This window comes from Chitinimonas sp., assembly GCF_041904975.1.
In the GTDB taxonomy this organism is placed as follows: domain Bacteria; phylum Pseudomonadota; class Gammaproteobacteria; order Burkholderiales; family Chitinimonadaceae; genus Chitinimonas.
This window is the reverse complement of the sequence record NZ_JAYRLZ010000077.1, coordinates 1-16,728: the sequence shown is the minus strand read 5'-3', so window position 1 is coordinate 16,728 and position 16,728 is coordinate 1. Positions and strand designations below refer to the sequence as shown.

Here is a 16,728-nt window from a genome sequence, read left to right as displayed (position 1 = left end):
CGGACCCAACTGCCTGATCGGCGTGGCTGATTGCGGCGGCCACGGCGTGCCGGGCGCCATGATGACCATGCTGGCGCGCGCCGCCATCGACCAGGCGATCAACCTGATCGGGCCGACTTCGCCGGCCGCCCTGCTCAACCAGATCGATGCCGCCATGCGCACCATGCTGCGCGATGGCGAATTACCCAGCGCCATCGCCACCAGCATGGATGTCGGCCTTTGTTATATCGACCGCAGCGCCGGCCTGCTGCGCTTTGCCGGTGCGCGCATGTCGCTGTACTGGAGCGACGGAGCAACCGTGGAAGAAATCGCCGGCAACCGGCGTGCGCTTTGCGACAAGCGCGTCGGCGCCTATCAGGACCAGGAAGTACCGCTCCAGCCGGAACGCACGTATTACCTGCTCACCGACGGCATACTCGATCAGGCCGGCGGCGAGCTTGGCTACGGCTTTGGCAGCACGCGACTGGCGCAAATGCTGCGCGAGCACGCCGGACTCGATATGGCCGAACAGGCCGCCGCCTTCGAGGCGGCCCTGCTGCGCTACCAGGGCAGCTTGCCGCAACGCGACGATATGACCTTGCTGTCGTTCCGCTTCAACTAGCCAGGAGCCAAGATGGATGCCCGCAATCTGTACAGCCTGCGCGAACACTTCAACCAACAGCGCATCATGCTGTGCTTCAACGGTCCGATATCGCGCAGCCTGATCGAAGAAATCGGCCGGGCGTTGAAAAACTATCTGGAAGCCGAGCAAGCCCAGCCTTCCGCCGCCATGGATGTCTTCGGCGTGTATATCGAAATGAGCCAGAACATCCGCCACTACGCACTGAGCCGCAACTATGGTGATCTTGATGCCTCGGCCACCGTGGTCATTGCCCGCGATGCCGAGCGCTATATTGTTTCGGCGGGAAATCTGGTTGAAGCGGCCGATGGCGAAGCCTTGCTCGGTCGGGTACAGGCGCTGGCCGGCATGGATAAAGCCCAGCTCAAGGCAGCCTACAAGGAACAGCTGCGCCAGCCGCGCGATGCCGGCGCGACAAGTGGCGCCGGCCTTGGCCTGATCGATATCGCCCGCAAGACCAGCGAGCCGCTCAGCGCTACCCTGACCCGACATGGCGAGCGGGCTTTCTTCAGCCTGCGCGCCGTCATCTAGAGGAGATCGCCTTGGACACCACGAAGACCTCCGCCGGCAAGAACAACTTGCTCCATCTGGCAAAAACCCAGTCCACTCCGGCCGTCGAGGGCCATTGGGGCGCCGGGGTGCTGAGCATGCAGGGTGACTCCTACCCGGAAAATTCCTACGAGTTGTATGGCCAGGTCATCGGCTGGGTGGAACGCTATCTGGCCGAATGCGAGCGCCCGCTGACTCTGGAGTTGCGCCTTGTCTACCTCAACACCAGCAGCATCAAGGTGATGATGGATATCTTCGATCTGCTCGAAGATGCCCATCGCCAGGGGCGCAATGTGGCAGTCAACTGGTACTACGATCCGCGCAACGAGCGGGTGGCCGAGCTGGCCGGCGAATTCAAGGAAGACTGCAGCTTCGCCTTTGAAATACGTGCCATCGGCGAATGACCATGAACCGCGAAGAGCGCGAACTGGAAGCGCAGATCGAACAGTTGCTGGCAGATCCGCAATACCAGGGCCACCCCCTGCATGACGCCTTGCACCGGCTGTATGTGCAGCACCGCGAGCATCTCGACCGGCTGGAGCGCATTGCGCGCATTTCCGATGGCTACCAGCATATGGCGCGGCAGGATGCTCACAGCCTGTCGGAGCGCTACCACCGCCAGCTGCGCCAGCTGGAAAAGGTGGCACGCATCTCTGATCGCTATCAGCAGATGATGCAAGACCTCAACCAGGCGCTGCAGGAAGCCTCATCGCGCGATGCGCTGACCGGCCTTGCCAATCGCCGCCTGATGATGGAGCGGCTGCGCGAAGAAACCGAACGCGCCAGCCGCCACCCGCACCCATACGTCCTGGCCATGCTTGATGTCGACCACTTCAAGGATATCAACGACCAGCACGGCCATGATGCGGGCGACCAGGTGCTGATCGAGCTGTCGCGCGCCATGCAGGCCGCGCTGCGCGACTACGACCTGTGCAGCCGCTGGGGCGGTGAGGAATTTCTGATCCTCTTGCCTGACACCGTGCTGGCCGATGCGCGCCAGGTGGTGGAGCGGGTGCGCCAGACCATACGCAGCCTGCCGGTAGACATCGGCAGCCAGGTGCTTTCGGTCAGTTGCAGCGTTGGCCTGACCGAACACCAGTGTGGCGAGAATTATTCAAGCACGATAAACCGTGCCGACGCCGCCCTGCTTGCCGCCAAGCGTGCCGGGCGCGATCGCAGTCTGGAAGCCTAGCCAGGGCCAACATCACCCTGGACGGCTATTCACCCCTGAATCTTGAAAATCCGCATCAGGGGCGCCGTGGATTTGTCGCCAAACCAGCGCTCGAAAATTCGGGCAGCCTCGCCACTGGCTTCCAGCTCCAGCAGGGTTTCGTTGATCACGCCCACCAGCCGTTTTTCGCTCTTGACCACGGCGAGGCCATAGGCCTTGGTCGATAGCGCAATCGGGCTGATTTCGTACTGTTGCTTGCCCTGCAGCAAGGCCAGCTTGCCGGCGAGAATCGGCTCATCGTGGGTGATGGCATCAACCTTGCCCTGGCGCAAGAAAGTAAACGCGTCATCCATATCGGCAAAGCTGATCACCGTGGTATTGGGCAGCTCTTTCTTGATCAACTTTTCCGAGGTGGTATCGCGGATGGCACCGACTGCCAATGGCTTTACATCATCGAGCGTCTTGATCTTGCCGACCTTGGCGACAAACTTCTGGCCGGTAACGAAATAGCCATAGCTGAAGTTGACCTGTTTCTCGCGCTCGGCGGTTTTGGTAAAGGCGGTCAGGATATCGATCTTGTTGCCATTGAGCGCCGCCAGCCGCTCTTCGCTATCCAGTTCCAGAATCTGCGGTTTTACGCCGAGCTTTTTGGCAATAGCGATGGCAAAGTCCACGTCATAGCCGGACAGCGAGCCATTCTTGTTCTTGATGCCGAAGGGTGGATCGACCACCACTCCAACCGTCAAAACGCCCTTGCTCTTTACCCGGTCGAGCACATCGGCCCACAACGGAGACAGGGTCAATACAGCAGCCAGGGCGGCCAATACGCAGCGTTTCGGTAAATTGATCATCGGGCTCTCCTTGAATACTAGGCAGTGTAGTGCTGCGGGCAGCAAACATGCCACTGTGGCAAACCACGCTGGCATGGGCATGCAACAAGCGCAACATCGACCAATCCCCGAGCATTGACAGTCCCGCCACTGTTGCTTTTGTCAACAGATGGCGGCCTGCCTGTAACGGCACTGTCACCTCGCTTGGACGAGCGCGCATGAATCGCTTAGTCTGGCGGCAAAATATCACCAGCATCGCAAGGAGTCTCGCTTGGAACTGCGCAAAATCATCGGCCCCGGCCTTGCCGTCTTGCTGGGCTTGGGCCTGGCAGGTGGCCTGGTGTGGTCGGCCTTCAATAAGCGCCAGAGTGATCAACAAGCGGCCAGCACGGCGACGGATGCCAGCGTGCGCGGCCTGGTCGGCTCGGAGAAAGAAGCGTTCTACCGCGATCCGCGTGTCATTGCTGCCTTCAAGCGGCAGGGCCTGACTGTCGACGTGCAGAAAGCCGGCTCGCGCGAAATCGCCAGCCATCCTGATCTGAAAAAATTCGACTTCGCCCACCCGGCCGGCGCCCCGGCTGCACTTGCCATGCAAAAGACGGTCAAGGCCAATCAGGTCTACACGCCGTTCTACACGCCGATTGCGGTGGCATCCTGGCGTACCCTGGTACCCTTGCTGGAAGCCAATGGTCTGGTGAACAAGCGCGATGGCACCTACTACATCATCGACCTCAAGCGTCTGTTGCAGATGATTGCCGATGGCAAACGCTGGCGCGAACTGAAAGACAACAAGGTCTACGATTCCGGCCGCGCCGTGCTGATCTCCAGCACCGATGTGCGCAAGTCCAACTCAGCCGCCATGTATCTGGCCCTGGCTTCCTACCTGCTCAACGACGGCAATGTGGTGCAGTCCGATGCCGATATCCAGAAGATTCTCCCCGTCGCCAGCGGCCTGTTTCTCAAACAGGGTTTCCAGGAGGCCAGCAGTGCCGGGCCGTTTGATGATTATGTGAGCATGGGCATGGGCAAGGCGCCCCTGGTGCTGGTGTATGAGGCGCAGTTCATCGAATACCAGTCGAAACAGCCGCAACCCAATGCCGATATGGTGCTGCTCTACCCGCAACCCACCGTGTTCACCAAGCATGTGCTGGTGCCGATCAGCCCCAATGGCGCGCGGGTAGGCGAAGCGCTGAGCAATGACAAAGAGCTGCAGATGCTGGCCGCCGAATACGGCTACCGCGGCGCCGATGCCGCGCATTTCAATAACTTCCTGCAACAGAAAAAACTCAGCGCGCCCGCCACCCTGGTCGATGTGATCGATCCGCCCAGCTTTGAAATGCTGGAAAGGATGATCGAAGCCATTGCCCAAAAATTCCAATAATCCTGCATCGGAGAGCCCTCATGACCCAGCAACAGACCCTGACCCCGCCCGAAGCCCTGGTTCTGACTGCCCCGGAGCCGGTAGTAGCGGTGCCGGCCGAGCGCGCGCCCGATATGGCGCCGCTGAGCAATGAGCTCAAGGCCAAGGTGGATGACCAGGTTGGCCGCTTTATCAGTGCGCTGACCAGCGAAGACGTGAACAGCGAAGGCTTTCGCCAGAAGCTCGATGCCGCCTTCCACCTCGGCCGCGAAGAAATCTCCATGGCATCGAGCCTGATGAGCGGGCGTTTCATGGAACGCAACTTCGTCGGCATGGAAGATTCCGCCGCCTTCAAGGCGATCAGCGATCTGCGCAACCAGCTCGATGAGCTGAACCCGGGCAAGCAGGGCGATTTGCTGTCGCAGAACAAGATCCTTGGCTTTATCCCCTTCGGCAACAAGCTCAAGGCCTATTTCCGCAAGTTCCAGGGTGCCGGCACCCAGCTCAATGCCGCCCTGCAGCAGGTGTACGCGGCACGCGACGATATGAGCCGCGATATCGCCGAGATCGAATCGGTAAAGCAGAAATTGTGGGAGGGCATGCAAAAGCTCAATGCTGCCATCCATTTTGCCCGCGAACTCGATAGCCGCCTGGCCAGCCAGGTCGAAGCGATGAAGGCCAGCGACCCGAATCGCGCCCGTGCGCTGGAACAGGAAGTACTGTTCTACGCCCGCCAGAATCTCACCGATATGCAGACGCAAATGGCAGTGTGCGTGAATGGCTATCTGGCGATGGATGTGCTGAAGAAAACCGCACGCGAAATGGCCAATGGCTGCAGCCGCGTTGCCACCACCGGCATGTCGGCCCTGGCGGTTGCCACCACCGTGGCGCGGGCCACCGGCAACCAGATCGAAGTGATGAATATGCTGCAGGGCGTATCCGACACCGTGGGCGATTTGATCGAGCAGACCGGCAAGGCGCTCAACACCCATGTGCAGAAAACCGGCGAGTTCGCCAGCAATCCGCTGATTGGGGTGGAACGCCTGCAGGCGATGTTCGACCAGACCTTCTCGGCCATGGATGCAATGGACAAGTTCCGCGCCGACGCCATCGTGGTGATGGGCAAGAACAACGAGATGATTCGCGAACAGATCAACCGTGCCGATGCCTATGTGCAGCGCACCCGTGGCGAAACGGTGCGGCAGGCCATGGGCACCAACGCCGAGCTGGGCGGCCCGGTCAAGCTGTAAGCCATCTGTTCCTACGACTCAGCCAAGGAAACACCATGCCCTGGTATCGCTATCTGACCGCCGGCCTGTGCGCGCTCGCCCTCGCCGCTTGCGGCAAACAGGCCGATGCGCCGGCCGATGACCCGAATGCCCTGACCATCCTCGCCGGTTCCGAGCTGAAAGACATCGAACCGCTCTTGCCCGAGGTGCAAAAAGCTACCGGCCTTAACCTCAAGCTCAAATACGCCGGCACGCTCGATGCGGTCGAGCAGATACAGGCCGGCGCCAACTATGACCTGGCCTGGCTGGCCAACAGCAAATACGCGCTGCTGACGCCGGGTCTGCGCGACAAGATCAAGGCGAGCGAGCGCACCATGATCTCGCCGGTGATTCTTGGCGTGAAAACCAGCAAGGCCAAAGCGCTGGGCTGGGATAAACCCAATGCCTCGCCCAGCTGGGCGGACATTGCCAAGGCAGCAGGAGCAGGCAAGTTCCGCTTCGCCATGTCCAACCCGGCCAGCTCCAACACCGGCTTCTCGGCGGTGCTGGGCTTGGCCGCTGCGGTGGCCGGCAAGGGCGATGCGCTGGAACTGGCCGATATTGACAAAACGGCGCTGACTGCCTTTGCCCGCGCCCAGGCGCTCACTGCCGGCTCCTCTGGCTGGCTGGGCGAAGCCTTTGTGCGCGAACAGGACCGGCTCGATGGCATGGTCAACTATGCCTCAGTGCTGTATGCCATGAACCAGGCGGGCGGCCTGCGCGAGCCATTGACCCTGGTCTACCCCAAGGACGGAGTGATTACCGCCGACTACCCCTTGCTGCGGCTGAACAATGCCAAGCGGGCCGATTACGACAAGCTGGTGGCGTACTTGAAAGGCGAAGCGTTCCAGAAGGCGATGACGGCGGCCACCTTCCGCCAGCCGGTCAATACCGCCGTGCCCTCCAGCCTGCCACGGCATGACTATTTCGAGCTGGCCTTCCCGGCCAAGCTGGCCGTAGTCGACGGCCTGCTCGATGCCTACCAGAATGAATTCCGTCGCCCGGCCGACTCCACCTTCGTGGTCGATATCAGCGGCTCGATGGACAGCAATGGCCGGCTCGATCAGCTACGCACCGCCCTGTCCGGCCTGGCCGGCAGCGATGCCTCTCTCTCGGGGCGCTTTACCCGTTTTCGCGAACGGGAACGGATCGCCATTTCCACCTTCTCCAGCGAGGTGCACGACAGGCAACAGTGGACACTCGGAAGCGACCGCGCCGCCAATGCCACCACCTTGGGCAAGATCAGCGATTTTGCCCGCAACCTCAGTACCCGTGGCGGCACCGCCATCTATAGCGCAGTACAGGACGGCTATCAGGATGCGCTGGCACGCCAGGCACGTGATCCGGATCGGGTTTACTCGCTGGTGTTGATGACTGACGGCGCGAACAACCAAGGCCTGTCGCTTGAGGGCTTCCAGCAATGGTTTGCCAGCCTGCCGCCGGAAAAGCGCCGCATCCGCATTTTTGCCATCCAGTTTGGCGAAGCGCGGCGCGAGCAGCTCGAAGCGCTGACCGTGCCCAGTGGCGGCCGGGTGTTTGATGGCAGCAAGTCGGGCCTGCAGGCGGCGTTCAAGGAAATCCGGGGTTACCAGTAATGGCAGGTTTGTCGTTTTCCACGCGGATGGCGCTGTTCTTCTACGGCACCCCGAATATCGTCGGCTGTATTGCGGCGCTTGCCGTACTGGGCCTGTATTTCAGCGGCATCATCGCTGCCTGGTGGTTTGCCCTCACGGTGGGCGCCTATGCGGTCGGCTGGCTGGCCACCCCGCGCGGCGGCCGTTTCGAAGCCGAGCTGGTGGAGAAAATGAGCCTGATCGACGCGCTGGATGCCCTGAGCAGCAGCGCCGGCGGCCGGCTGCCGCCGGAAGCCGTAGCCCATCTCGCAGCCATCCGATCCAAGGTGCAGGACTTGCTGCCGCGCCTTGATGAGCCGGGCTTTCCGGCACAGGCACGCATCGAGCTCGGCAATGCCATCCGCCGCGATCTGCCCGGCACGGTAGCCAACTATGTGGCCTTGCCGCCCGGCTTTGCCAACCTGCACACCGTGCGCGATGGCAAGACAGCAAAGGCTCTGCTGGTGGAGCAACTCGCCCTGCTCGATCGCGAAATCGCCAGCGTCGCCACCGATGTATTCGGCGACGATGCCGACAAGCTGGCCGCCCATGGCGACTATCTGCGCGGCAAGTTCCAGCCGGTCAACTTTCTCGAGCATTAGTGCGCGCCATGGCCGAACGCTACGACTGGCTGCTGTTTGACGCCGACGACACCCTGTATGACTTCCGTCTGGCCGAACATACCGCCCTCAGCGCCACCTTGCTGGAGCACTATGGCCGGGTGGAGCCGTATTGGCTCAGCCACTACCATGGCATCAACAAACGCCTGTTTGCCGAGCTGGAACGTGGCGAGATCACCATGGCCGAACTGCGGCCACGCCGGTTTCGCGAGTGGCTGGATCACCACACGCTCGAAGGCGACCCGCAGGCGCTGAGCGCCGCCTATCTGGACCAGCTTTGCCAGCAGGCGCAGCTGATCGATGGCACAGAAGCGGTTCTGGCTGCGCTGCACGGCCGCTTCAAGCTGGCCATTGTCACCAATGGCTTTACCCGCGCGCAGCGCAGCCGCTTTGCACTTTCGTCCTTGCACCGCTATTTCGACGCCTTGTTCATTTCCGAAGAAATTGGCGCATTCAAGCCGCACGCCGCCTATTTCGACGCGGTCTTCCAAGCACTGGGCCATCCAACGCGCGAGCGAGTGATGATCATCGGCGACAACCCCGACACCGATATCGCCGGCGGGCTCAACTACGGCATCGCCACCTGCTGGCTGAATCGGCACGGCGAAACCAGCCAGCACCAGCCCCAGCATGAGATCAGGCAACTGGACCAGTTGCTGGAGCTGCTGTAGGCAAGGCCGTTGATTTAAGAAGCGCTCCCCCCTTACGCGCCCAAAGCGGCTCCCGCTGGTGCGGAAGCCGTGGATTAAAGCAACAGGAAATCAAAAACATGCCCGCTATCGCTTAAGACCAGAGCTTCCCAAGCCCAGTGACACGAGCTGAAATTCCGATTTGTTCAGCACCAGGAGTATTCGCATGATCGTACCCGACTACTGGGCTGAAGCCCGCGTCGTGCACCGTGATCGAGGCCGGCAGATCACCATGCGCCGATTCGGCTGGTCCATGCTCAGCCAGGATGACGCGCAAGCGATGGCAGAAAGCCGCGCAGCCGACGCGCTGCGGCAGCAGCTCGCAGGCAAACCACAGGCGCAGCGCGATCGGAAGGTGGCCTACAACGGCGCGCAGGGTCTGCCAATTCGCGAAGAAGTGCTGAGCCGGCATGGCGAGCATGTGATTACCCGCAATGCCTATGGCGCGCACTGCCTGAATACAGCGGATGTGGTGTTTGCCGACATCGACTTTGCCGAAAAGCCGCCACTGAAACATACGTTTGGCGTGTTCGCCTTGCTATTGCTCGGCGCCATCATTGGCGGCATCCGCTTCCATAGCGCAGGGCTCGCATTCGTCTTTGCCCTGTTTGCCTTGATCGGCGCCAGCCCGGTGTCGCGCCTCGTGTGGAAGGCGCGGATTTCCTTGCGAGGAGGACAAACGCATATCGCCAGGCAAGGTATTGCGCAATTTGCCGCCACCCGGCCGAACTGGAATATCCGCCTGTATGCCACGCCGGGGGGCTTGCGACTGCTGCTGACGCACCAACCGTTTGCATCAGACCACCCGGAAATCAGCACTTTTTTCACGGCGGTAGGCGTCGACCCTTTGTATGCACGAATGTGTAGTCTGCAACACTGCTTCAGGGCGCGCCTTACTGCCAAGCCGTGGCGTATCGGCATTCGCCAGCGCATGCGCCCCAGCCCTGGTATCTGGCCGATCAACCCGGCCAAGCTGGAAACGCGCCGGGCTTGGGTTACCCATTACGAGGCCATCGCCAAATCGTATGCGGCCTGTCGCTATCTCGATTCGATTGGCTCCGGCCAGATTCATGCTTCCATTGCCGCCGTGGTCACCCTGCATGACCGCGAATCGCAGGCTTTGAACGGCCAGTTGCCGCTAGCCTAAGACCTGCCATGGCAAACCCTGCAGGTGCTACCCCCTCACCACTTGCACCCTTTGTCGCGCAGCGTGTCGATCGCCAGCGGTATCACCGCCAATAGGCCGGCGCTGTCATAGGCATGGCGGCAGTCCTGCCTGACCGACTGCTCGATATCGCGCGCCAGCTTGCTGCGCGGCTCGATTGGCGCAGGCATCAGGCCGGCAAGCGCCGGAGGCTGGCGTTGCTGGCGCATCGACTGGCGCAAGGCTTCGCGAATCGCCTCGGTATCCAGCGGCGCCGAAAGATTGGGTGCAGCTGCGCCGCTTGATGGCTCGAAAGCCGGTGTTTCGGCTGCTGGCTGCGGCGTCTGATCAGTTGCCGCACTGCTTGCCTTACTGCGTGGCAGCACACGCCGATGCGGCAACGGTTGCGACTGCTCGCGCGGTACAGCAAGCTGCGCGGGCATCTGCACCAGCGCGTCCGGCTCGCTAAACAGTTGCACCTGCAGGGCATGCTCTCGGCCGCCGCGCAGCACGGTAGCGGCGCTTGCACGCCACATCAGCCAGATCGCGAGCAGCTGCAGCAATAGCACCAGCGCAGCAAATGCATAACGCTCAATGCCGCGTGGCAGGCGATACATGCCGACACCCGCTGGCAACATGCCGATATCACCTCGCCTATGCCACGCCAAACCCGTTTGCACCATACCGCACTCCATCAAGGCCCGGCCTTTACCGGCGTGCAGACTCAGAATCAGGCCGCCGGACTTGGTTCCCACCCACTCGCCAATCTACCGCCAGGATCATGGCTCACACGGGCAGATCACCAGAGGAAGCGCTGAACAGATCCACTTACGCGGCAACAGCGCGGCTCCCCCGCAAAGGCGGGGGCGCAGGGGGTGGAATAGCGAAGAATCGACCACTTACCCTCTGCCGCTTAAGTTCAAGGTTTCCCAGGACCGGCGATGCTGGTTGAAAACTCGATTCATTCAGCGCGTCCCGAGGCATGCGCAGCAACACTGCGCCATCTCACGCCAGCTGGCACGGACGCGACAAGCGCTTGCCGAATAGGCGACAATCGCCTCGACTCATGTGGCGCATTGCAAAATACCCAAAGCTGGAAAACCAGCGCGGCATGGCAACAACCATTTGATTCTCCATTTTCCCGTACCCACTCCGAGGAATTTCATGCAGACGATTTTGCTTACCGGCGTCAACGGCCAGGTTGGATTTGAACTGAAACGCAGCCTGCAAGGCTTGGGGGTGGTGCATGCGCCGGACCGTGCCGCGCTGGACCTGGGTAATCCGGCCGCGATTCGCGATCTGGTTCGAGCCCTGCGCCCTACCCTGATCGTCAACCCGGCGGCTTATACCGCGGTAGACAAGGCCGAAAGCGAGCCGGAGCTGGCCCATGCCATCAATGCCACCGCACCGGCAGTGCTGGCCGAAGAGGCCAAGCGGCTCGGCTGCCCCTTGCTGCACTACTCCACCGACTATGTGTATTCGGGCGAGGGCGACACCGCCTGGCGCGAGGATGCACCGGTGGCGCCGCCCAATGTCTATGGCGCCAGCAAGCTGGCGGGCGAAGAAGCGATTCGCGCCAGCGGCTGCCAGCATCTGATTTTGCGTACCAGCTGGGTGTATGGGGCGCGCGGCAAGAACTTCCTGTTGACCATGCTCAAGCTCGGTCGTGAGCGCGAGGCGCTCAATATCGTGGCCGACCAGATCGGCGCGCCCACCTGGTGTCGCAGCATTGCCGACCTGAGCAGCCATATCATCGCCAGCCGGCCCGACTGGCAGGCGGTCAGCGGCACCTATCATCTGGTGAATAGCGGCGAGACCAGCTGGCACGGCTTTGCCGAGGCGATTTTTGCGCTTGCTGCCGCACGTGGTGACAAGACGCCCGGCACGCTGGGCGCCATCGCCACCGAAGCCTATCCGACTCCGGCCAAGCGCCCGAAGAATTCGCGGCTCAATCTGGACAAGCTGCGCGACACCTTCGGCCTGGTACCACCGAGCTGGCAGGATGCGCTGGCGATGTGTTTCGAGGATGTGCGCGCCTGATTGATGGCGGCGCCTGTAGTGGGGATGGTGCGCTGGGTCTGCCGCCAATGCGGGCCGCTTGGCCCGCTCCCGGATTCCGCCTGCGGCTGCATCAAGGCTAGGTGGGCCCGCGGGATAGATGGCGCCGCCAAGCTGGCGTAAACCCATGTGCTAGTCTGGTATGCGGTTCCGGCCGGTTTCACCAAAACCGGAATCGCAGCTGTCTCTTTGTCGCCTCCCCATTCCAGAGAGCACGCCATGACCTCGCTACGCAGCCGCCTTATCCTGTTTGTTGCCGCCATCGTCCTGATCAGCGCCGTGCTGCTGTCGGCCATTTCCTATGCGCGCATGCGCGATGAAATCGAAACCGGCATCGCCCAGGAGATTGCGGCAGCTGCTCATGGCTATGGCAGCGTGGTCAGCAACTGGGTGAGCAGCAAGCAGCAAATCGTTGCCTCGGTGGTGCCGCAGCTTGGCCAGGCCGATATCAAGCTGCCGATGCAGCAGGCCGCCAGCGCCGGTGGCTTTACCCTGTTCTTTACCGGCTATGCCGACAAGCGCATGGTGTATTCCACCGACAAGACCCCGCCTGCTGGCTACGACCCGACCTCGCGCCCCTGGTACAAGCTGGCCGCCGAGAAAGGCGCGCCTATCGTCACCGCCCCCTATATCGCCGCTTCGAGCAAGAAGCTGGTGGTGTCGTTTGCCGCGCCACAGGGCTCGGGCAGTAGCACCCAGGCGGTGGTCGGCGCCGATATCAACCTGGAAAACATCGTCAGCGATGTGCTGGCCATCAAGCTGCGTGTCAAGGGTTATGCCTTTCTGGTGGGCAAGGATGGCAAGCTGATCGCCTACCCGAAAGACGATACCGCCCTCAAGCCGCTCGGTGAGGTGATACCCGGTGTTGGCGCACTGGAGCGCTACACCGCGGAAACCAGCCTGAACACCGTCACCATCGATGGCGCCGACAAGCTGCTGGCGCTACGGCCGATTGCCGGAACCGACTGGTATATCGGCCTGGTGATCGACAAGGCCGAGGCCACTGCCCCGCTGCATAGCCTCTTGGTATCGCTGATCAGCGTCTTGCTGCTGGTGATCGCCGTGGCGCTGAGCCTGAGCTGGATCGGCGTTGGCCGGCTGTTGCAGGGCCTCAATGCAGTAGAAGCCGCCATGAAGGCCATCGCCACCGGGGCGGGTGATTTGACCGTGCGGCTGCCGGCTACCAGCAATGACGAAGTCGGCCGGATTGCCGCTGCGTTCAATCTATTCATCGACAAGCTGCGCGAAATGTTCCTCGCGGTGCAGCAGCAATCCGAGGCATTGACTGGCGGCGTCAGCCACCTGACCGAAACCACCCGGCATATCTCGGTCGATTCCAACACCCAGTCGGAGGAATTGAGCGCCACCGCCGCCACCATCGAGCAGATCACCGTCAGCATTGCCCATATTGCCGACAATGTGCACGACACCCACCAACTGGTGGCCGAAGTGGATGCTGGCTCGGGCGAATCAGCCGAATCGGTCAACCAGGTTGCCAGCGAAATCGGCCGCATTGCCAGCGAGTTCAAGCAGCTGGCCGAGGTCATGAACAGCCTAGGCGCCCGCTCCGACCAGATCCGCAGCATTGTCGGGGTAATCAAGGAAATTGCCGACCAGACCAATCTGCTGGCGCTCAATGCCGCCATCGAGGCGGCTCGCGCCGGCGAGCAGGGGCGCGGTTTTGCGGTGGTTGCCGATGAAGTGCGCAAGCTGGCCGAGCGCACCACCCTGGCCACGGTGGAGATCGGCAATATGATCGGCACTGTTCAGGGCGACACCCAGAATGCGCTGGGCCGGATGGAATCCACGGTACAGGCGGTGAACCAGGGCGTGGTGCGGGCGCGCGAAGCCGGAGAGCGCATCGAGCATATCCGCCAGTCCACCCGGACCATGGTGGCGAAGATGAACGATATCGCCAATGCCACCGCCGAGCAGAAGATTGCCACCACCGCCATGGCCGCCAGTGCCGAGCGGGTGAATGTGATGACGCAGCAGACCGATCAGTCGGTACAGGACGCCAGCCGCACCCTGGAAACCCTGTCCGGGCTGGCCGCCACCTTGCGCGGCATTGTCGGCCGCTTCCGCATTTGAGCAGGTGGCTGCACCACACGCACCGGCAAGCGAAGCCCCGCTTGCCGGCGGTATCCCGATACCTGGCAGGTGAACGCTACTCAGCGCTCGGCCTGCCGCTCCGATAGCGCCAGCACCCGGTTCATCTCGATGGCGGCAAGGCAGTGGTCGCGGAAGCTGCCGAGCTGCTGGCGCTGCCGATCCAGCGCATCGCGCTGCTGTTGCAGACTGCTCAGGCGGCTGTCGATGCCAGCGCGGCTGCGGATCGCCGCCAGATCGGCATTGTGCCGGGCCAGCGCATAGGCCTGGTCCGCCAGGCTGGCGGCTTGCGCGCTGCTGTGCACCCGGCCGATGGCCAGCTCGGTTTCTTCGGCGGCCTGCAATACCACACGGCGGAAGTCCGCCGCCAGCGCCTGCGCCTTGGCTTGGGCGGCGCGTGCCTCATCACTGCGCCGACCGCCATCGAACAGATTCCACGCCATATCCACGCCTAGAAACTCGCGGGTGGTCGTGCTGATCAAGCCACCCATGCCCAGCGAATGGTCGCGGGTGCGATTGGCGCTGCCCGTCAGGGTAAAGGTGGGATAGCGCGCGGCTGCCGCCATATCCATGCCAGCCAGCGCGGCATTGAGCTTGTGTTCGGCGGCGGCGACATCGAGGCGCTGGCTTACCCAGGGTAGTGGCACCGCCAACGGCGCGGCCGCGCTGCACTGCACCAATGGCACAGCCGCCGCCTGGTCCAACAGGGCCGGGGCTGCATTGCTCAGGGTACGCAGGCGCAAGGTCGATGCCGTCTGCGCCAGTTGCAGGCTGGCAATATCGGCTTCCTGCATGGCCAGGGCGCTGCGCAGACTATTCAATGCCGCCTCGGTCTGCAGACCGGCCTGGCGCATCGGCGTGCTCATGGTGAGCGCTGCACTGGCCAGTTCACGCTGCTGCCTTGCCAGCGCCAATTCTTCCCGGGCGAAACGCTGGCGTAGCAACTCGGCCCGCACCGTGTTGGCCAGGGTGATACGCGCCGCATCACGCTCCAGCAGGGCGGCCTGCCGGTCTGCCATGGCGCTGCGGCGCAGGCTCGCCTGCTGGCCGAACAGATCCAGCTCCCAGGCAAAACGCAGACCGCCATAGCGCCGCTTTACCCCGCTGGCATCGCTGGTATCGGTGCCCGGCTCGCTGCGCTCCAGCGCGCGGCCGGTGCTGCCATCGGCATTGAGCGTCGGCCACAGTCCCGAAAGGCCGGCATCGATCTGCGCGGCGTTTTCGCGCAGGCGCGCCTCGATCGCTTCCAGATCGGGGCTGTGCTGCAGTGCTTCGGCCACCAGACGCTCCCCGGCCGGGTCGAGTTGCATGGCCGGCGGGCGCGCCGGCACGGTGCGGCCGGCCAGGTTATCGAGGCTGGCCGGCATCAGCGCCTGCGGCTTGGCCAGATCGGCACAGCCAGCCAGACAACCCGCCAGCAACAAGGCATAAAGGCGTTTGATCGGGTACATGGTCATTCTCCCTGCATGGCCGGCTGGCCGGCCTTGCCGCGCCAGCGCTGCTTGGCCTGGTCGATACTCTGGTAAATCACCGGCACCAGCAACAGGCTCAGCGCGGTACTGGTGATCAAGCCGCCCACCACCGCGATTGCCATCGGCGCACGGAAACCGTCATCACTGCCCCAGCCGAACGCTGCCGGCAGCATGCCGCCCACCATGGCCAGGGTGGTCATGACGATGGGGCGCATCCGGTCGCGGCCGGCCTGCATGATGGCCTGCTGCCGCGCGACACCTTCGCGGCGCGCTTCGACGATCACATCGACCAGCAAGATGGAATTCTTGCCGACGATGCCGAACAGCATCAGCAAGCCGATCACGGTAGACAGATTGAGCGAATGCCCGGTCAGCAGCAGCGCCAGCGCCGCGCCGCTCAGCGCCAGCGGCAGGGCCACCATGATGGTGAATGGTTGCAACCAGTCGTTGAACAGCAGCACCAGCACCGCATACACCGCCACCAGTCCGGCCAGGGCGGCAAAGGCGAATTCGACGAACATCTCGTTCATATATTCCACCTCGCCGTATTCGGACTGCGTCACGCTGGCCGGCAGCTTGCGGTAGGCAGGCAGCGCCTCGATCGCCGCCTTGGCTTCGCTGAGAGTGGCACCATCGAGCAGATTGGCCTGCAGCTGGATATTGCGCACCCGATCGAGCCGGCTGATGCTGGACGGCACGCTGTTGTGCTCGATACGGGCAATGGCGCCAAGCGGTACCGTGTTGCCATTGCCGGTGGCTACCGGCATCTGCCGCAATTGCTCGACAGTCAGCGCTTTGCCGCCGGCAAGACGCGGCAGCAGCTTGATCTGCTGGCCATCGAGCGGAATGCGTGGCAAGGCGGCAGCACTATCGCTCAGGGTGGCCAGCCGCAGCAGTTCCGCTACCGCAGCGCTATCCACGCCAAGCCGCGCCGCCTCGTCCGGCAGCAGGTGCACATCCACCGTACCCAGACGCGGGCCCTGCGACAGGTCGACATCAGCCAGGATGGGCAGCTGGCGCGCCTCCACCAGCAATTGCGCCATCGCCGCTTCCAGCGCCTTGGGGTCGCGCGAGACAAAGCTGAAATTCACATCCTTGGCGCCTTCGGCCAACAACAGGGTGGACTTGATATCAGCCAGCGCCGCCAGCCGTTTGCGTATCATCCCCTCCAGCTCGCTCTGTGGCAGGCTGCGCTGGTTTTTCGGCACCAGCAGCAGGGTCAGCTT

The 16,728-nt window shown here is 62.6% G+C and carries 16 protein-coding genes; 12 read left to right on the top strand and 4 right to left on the bottom strand.

Annotated features, from left to right (window positions below; genetic code table 11):
- The 4 genes from ACE3OH_RS09450 to siaD form a co-directional block, all read left to right on the top strand.
- Positions 1–601 (top strand): SpoIIE family protein phosphatase (locus ACE3OH_RS09450; protein WP_374351236.1); only part of this gene is annotated, 601 nt, incomplete at its 5' end.
- A gap of 12 nt (positions 602–613) precedes the next feature.
- A complete protein-coding gene (siaB, locus tag ACE3OH_RS09445; protein WP_374351234.1) occupies positions 614–1,150 on the top strand; it encodes a biofilm regulation protein kinase SiaB in 537 nt (178 codons plus the stop codon).
- 11 nt (positions 1,151–1,161) lie between these two features.
- On the top strand, positions 1,162–1,572 hold the full coding sequence (gene siaC, locus ACE3OH_RS09440) for a biofilm regulation phosphoprotein SiaC (RefSeq protein WP_374351232.1): 411 nt from the start codon (positions 1,162–1,164) through the stop codon (positions 1,570–1,572).
- A gap of 2 nt (positions 1,573–1,574) precedes the next feature.
- On the top strand, positions 1,575–2,360 hold the full coding sequence (siaD, locus tag ACE3OH_RS09435) for a biofilm regulation diguanylate cyclase SiaD (RefSeq protein ID WP_374351230.1): 786 nt from the start codon (positions 1,575–1,577) through the stop codon (positions 2,358–2,360).
- Positions 2,361–2,389: 29 nt separating this feature from the next.
- On the opposite strand, the gene ACE3OH_RS09430 is transcribed toward siaD, so the two are convergent.
- Entirely contained in the window at positions 2,390–3,190 is an 801-nt protein-coding gene (locus ACE3OH_RS09430; protein ID WP_374351227.1) for a transporter substrate-binding domain-containing protein, read from the bottom strand.
- A gap of 250 nt (positions 3,191–3,440) precedes the next feature.
- Here ACE3OH_RS09430 and ACE3OH_RS09425 point away from each other — a divergent pair, with 250 nt between their 5' ends.
- From ACE3OH_RS09425 to ACE3OH_RS09400, 6 genes are all read left to right on the top strand, one after another.
- Positions 3,441–4,550, top strand: coding sequence for a hypothetical protein (locus ACE3OH_RS09425; RefSeq protein ID WP_374351225.1), 1,110 nt, complete (start codon positions 3,441–3,443; stop codon positions 4,548–4,550).
- A 20-nt stretch (positions 4,551–4,570) separates the two neighbouring features.
- Complete coding sequence (locus ACE3OH_RS09420) at positions 4,571–5,779, top strand: toxic anion resistance protein (protein WP_374351223.1); 1,209 nt, start codon at positions 4,571–4,573, stop codon at positions 5,777–5,779.
- A gap of 35 nt (positions 5,780–5,814) precedes the next feature.
- Entirely contained in the window at positions 5,815–7,392 is a 1,578-nt protein-coding gene (locus ACE3OH_RS09415) for a substrate-binding domain-containing protein (protein ID WP_374351221.1), read from the top strand.
- Between the two features lie 8 nt (positions 7,393–7,400).
- On the top strand, positions 7,401–8,012 hold the full coding sequence (locus ACE3OH_RS09410) for a hypothetical protein (protein WP_374351219.1): 612 nt from the start codon (positions 7,401–7,403) through the stop codon (positions 8,010–8,012).
- Between the two features lie 8 nt (positions 8,013–8,020).
- Positions 8,021–8,701, top strand: a complete 681-nt coding sequence (locus ACE3OH_RS09405; protein ID WP_374351217.1) for a YjjG family noncanonical pyrimidine nucleotidase — start codon at positions 8,021–8,023, stop codon at positions 8,699–8,701.
- Positions 8,702–8,885: 184 nt separating this feature from the next.
- Positions 8,886–9,866 carry a hypothetical protein gene (locus tag ACE3OH_RS09400; RefSeq protein ID WP_374351215.1) on the top strand — a complete coding sequence of 327 codons (981 nt, stop codon included), beginning with the start codon at positions 8,886–8,888 and terminating at the stop codon, positions 9,864–9,866.
- 35 nt (positions 9,867–9,901) lie between these two features.
- Here the strand turns inward: ACE3OH_RS09400 and ACE3OH_RS09395 are convergent, their stop codons facing one another.
- Positions 9,902–10,618 carry a hypothetical protein gene (locus tag ACE3OH_RS09395; protein ID WP_374351213.1) on the bottom strand — a complete coding sequence of 239 codons (717 nt, stop codon included), beginning with the start codon at positions 10,616–10,618 and terminating at the stop codon, positions 9,902–9,904.
- A gap of 409 nt (positions 10,619–11,027) precedes the next feature.
- Here ACE3OH_RS09395 and rfbD point away from each other — a divergent pair, with 409 nt between their 5' ends.
- Entirely contained in the window at positions 11,028–11,903 is an 876-nt protein-coding gene (gene rfbD / locus ACE3OH_RS09390; protein ID WP_374351211.1) for a dTDP-4-dehydrorhamnose reductase, read from the top strand.
- Between the two features lie 237 nt (positions 11,904–12,140).
- The gene (locus ACE3OH_RS09385) at positions 12,141–14,012 is read left to right on the top strand and encodes a methyl-accepting chemotaxis protein (RefSeq protein ID WP_374351209.1); all 1,872 of its coding nucleotides are present in this window, start codon (positions 12,141–12,143) and stop codon (positions 14,010–14,012) included.
- A gap of 80 nt (positions 14,013–14,092) precedes the next feature.
- Here ACE3OH_RS09385 and ACE3OH_RS09380 read toward each other — a convergent pair whose 3' ends face one another.
- Together ACE3OH_RS09380 and ACE3OH_RS09375 are read right to left on the bottom strand one after the other, a co-directional pair.
- Positions 14,093–15,481 (bottom strand): TolC family protein, encoded by a 1,389-nt coding sequence (locus ACE3OH_RS09380; RefSeq protein ID WP_374351207.1) that lies wholly within the window; start codon positions 15,479–15,481, stop codon positions 14,093–14,095.
- Between the two features lie 2 nt (positions 15,482–15,483).
- The coding region (locus tag ACE3OH_RS09375) for an efflux RND transporter permease subunit (protein ID WP_374351205.1) at positions 15,484–16,728 on the bottom strand (1,245 nt) is incomplete at its 5' end.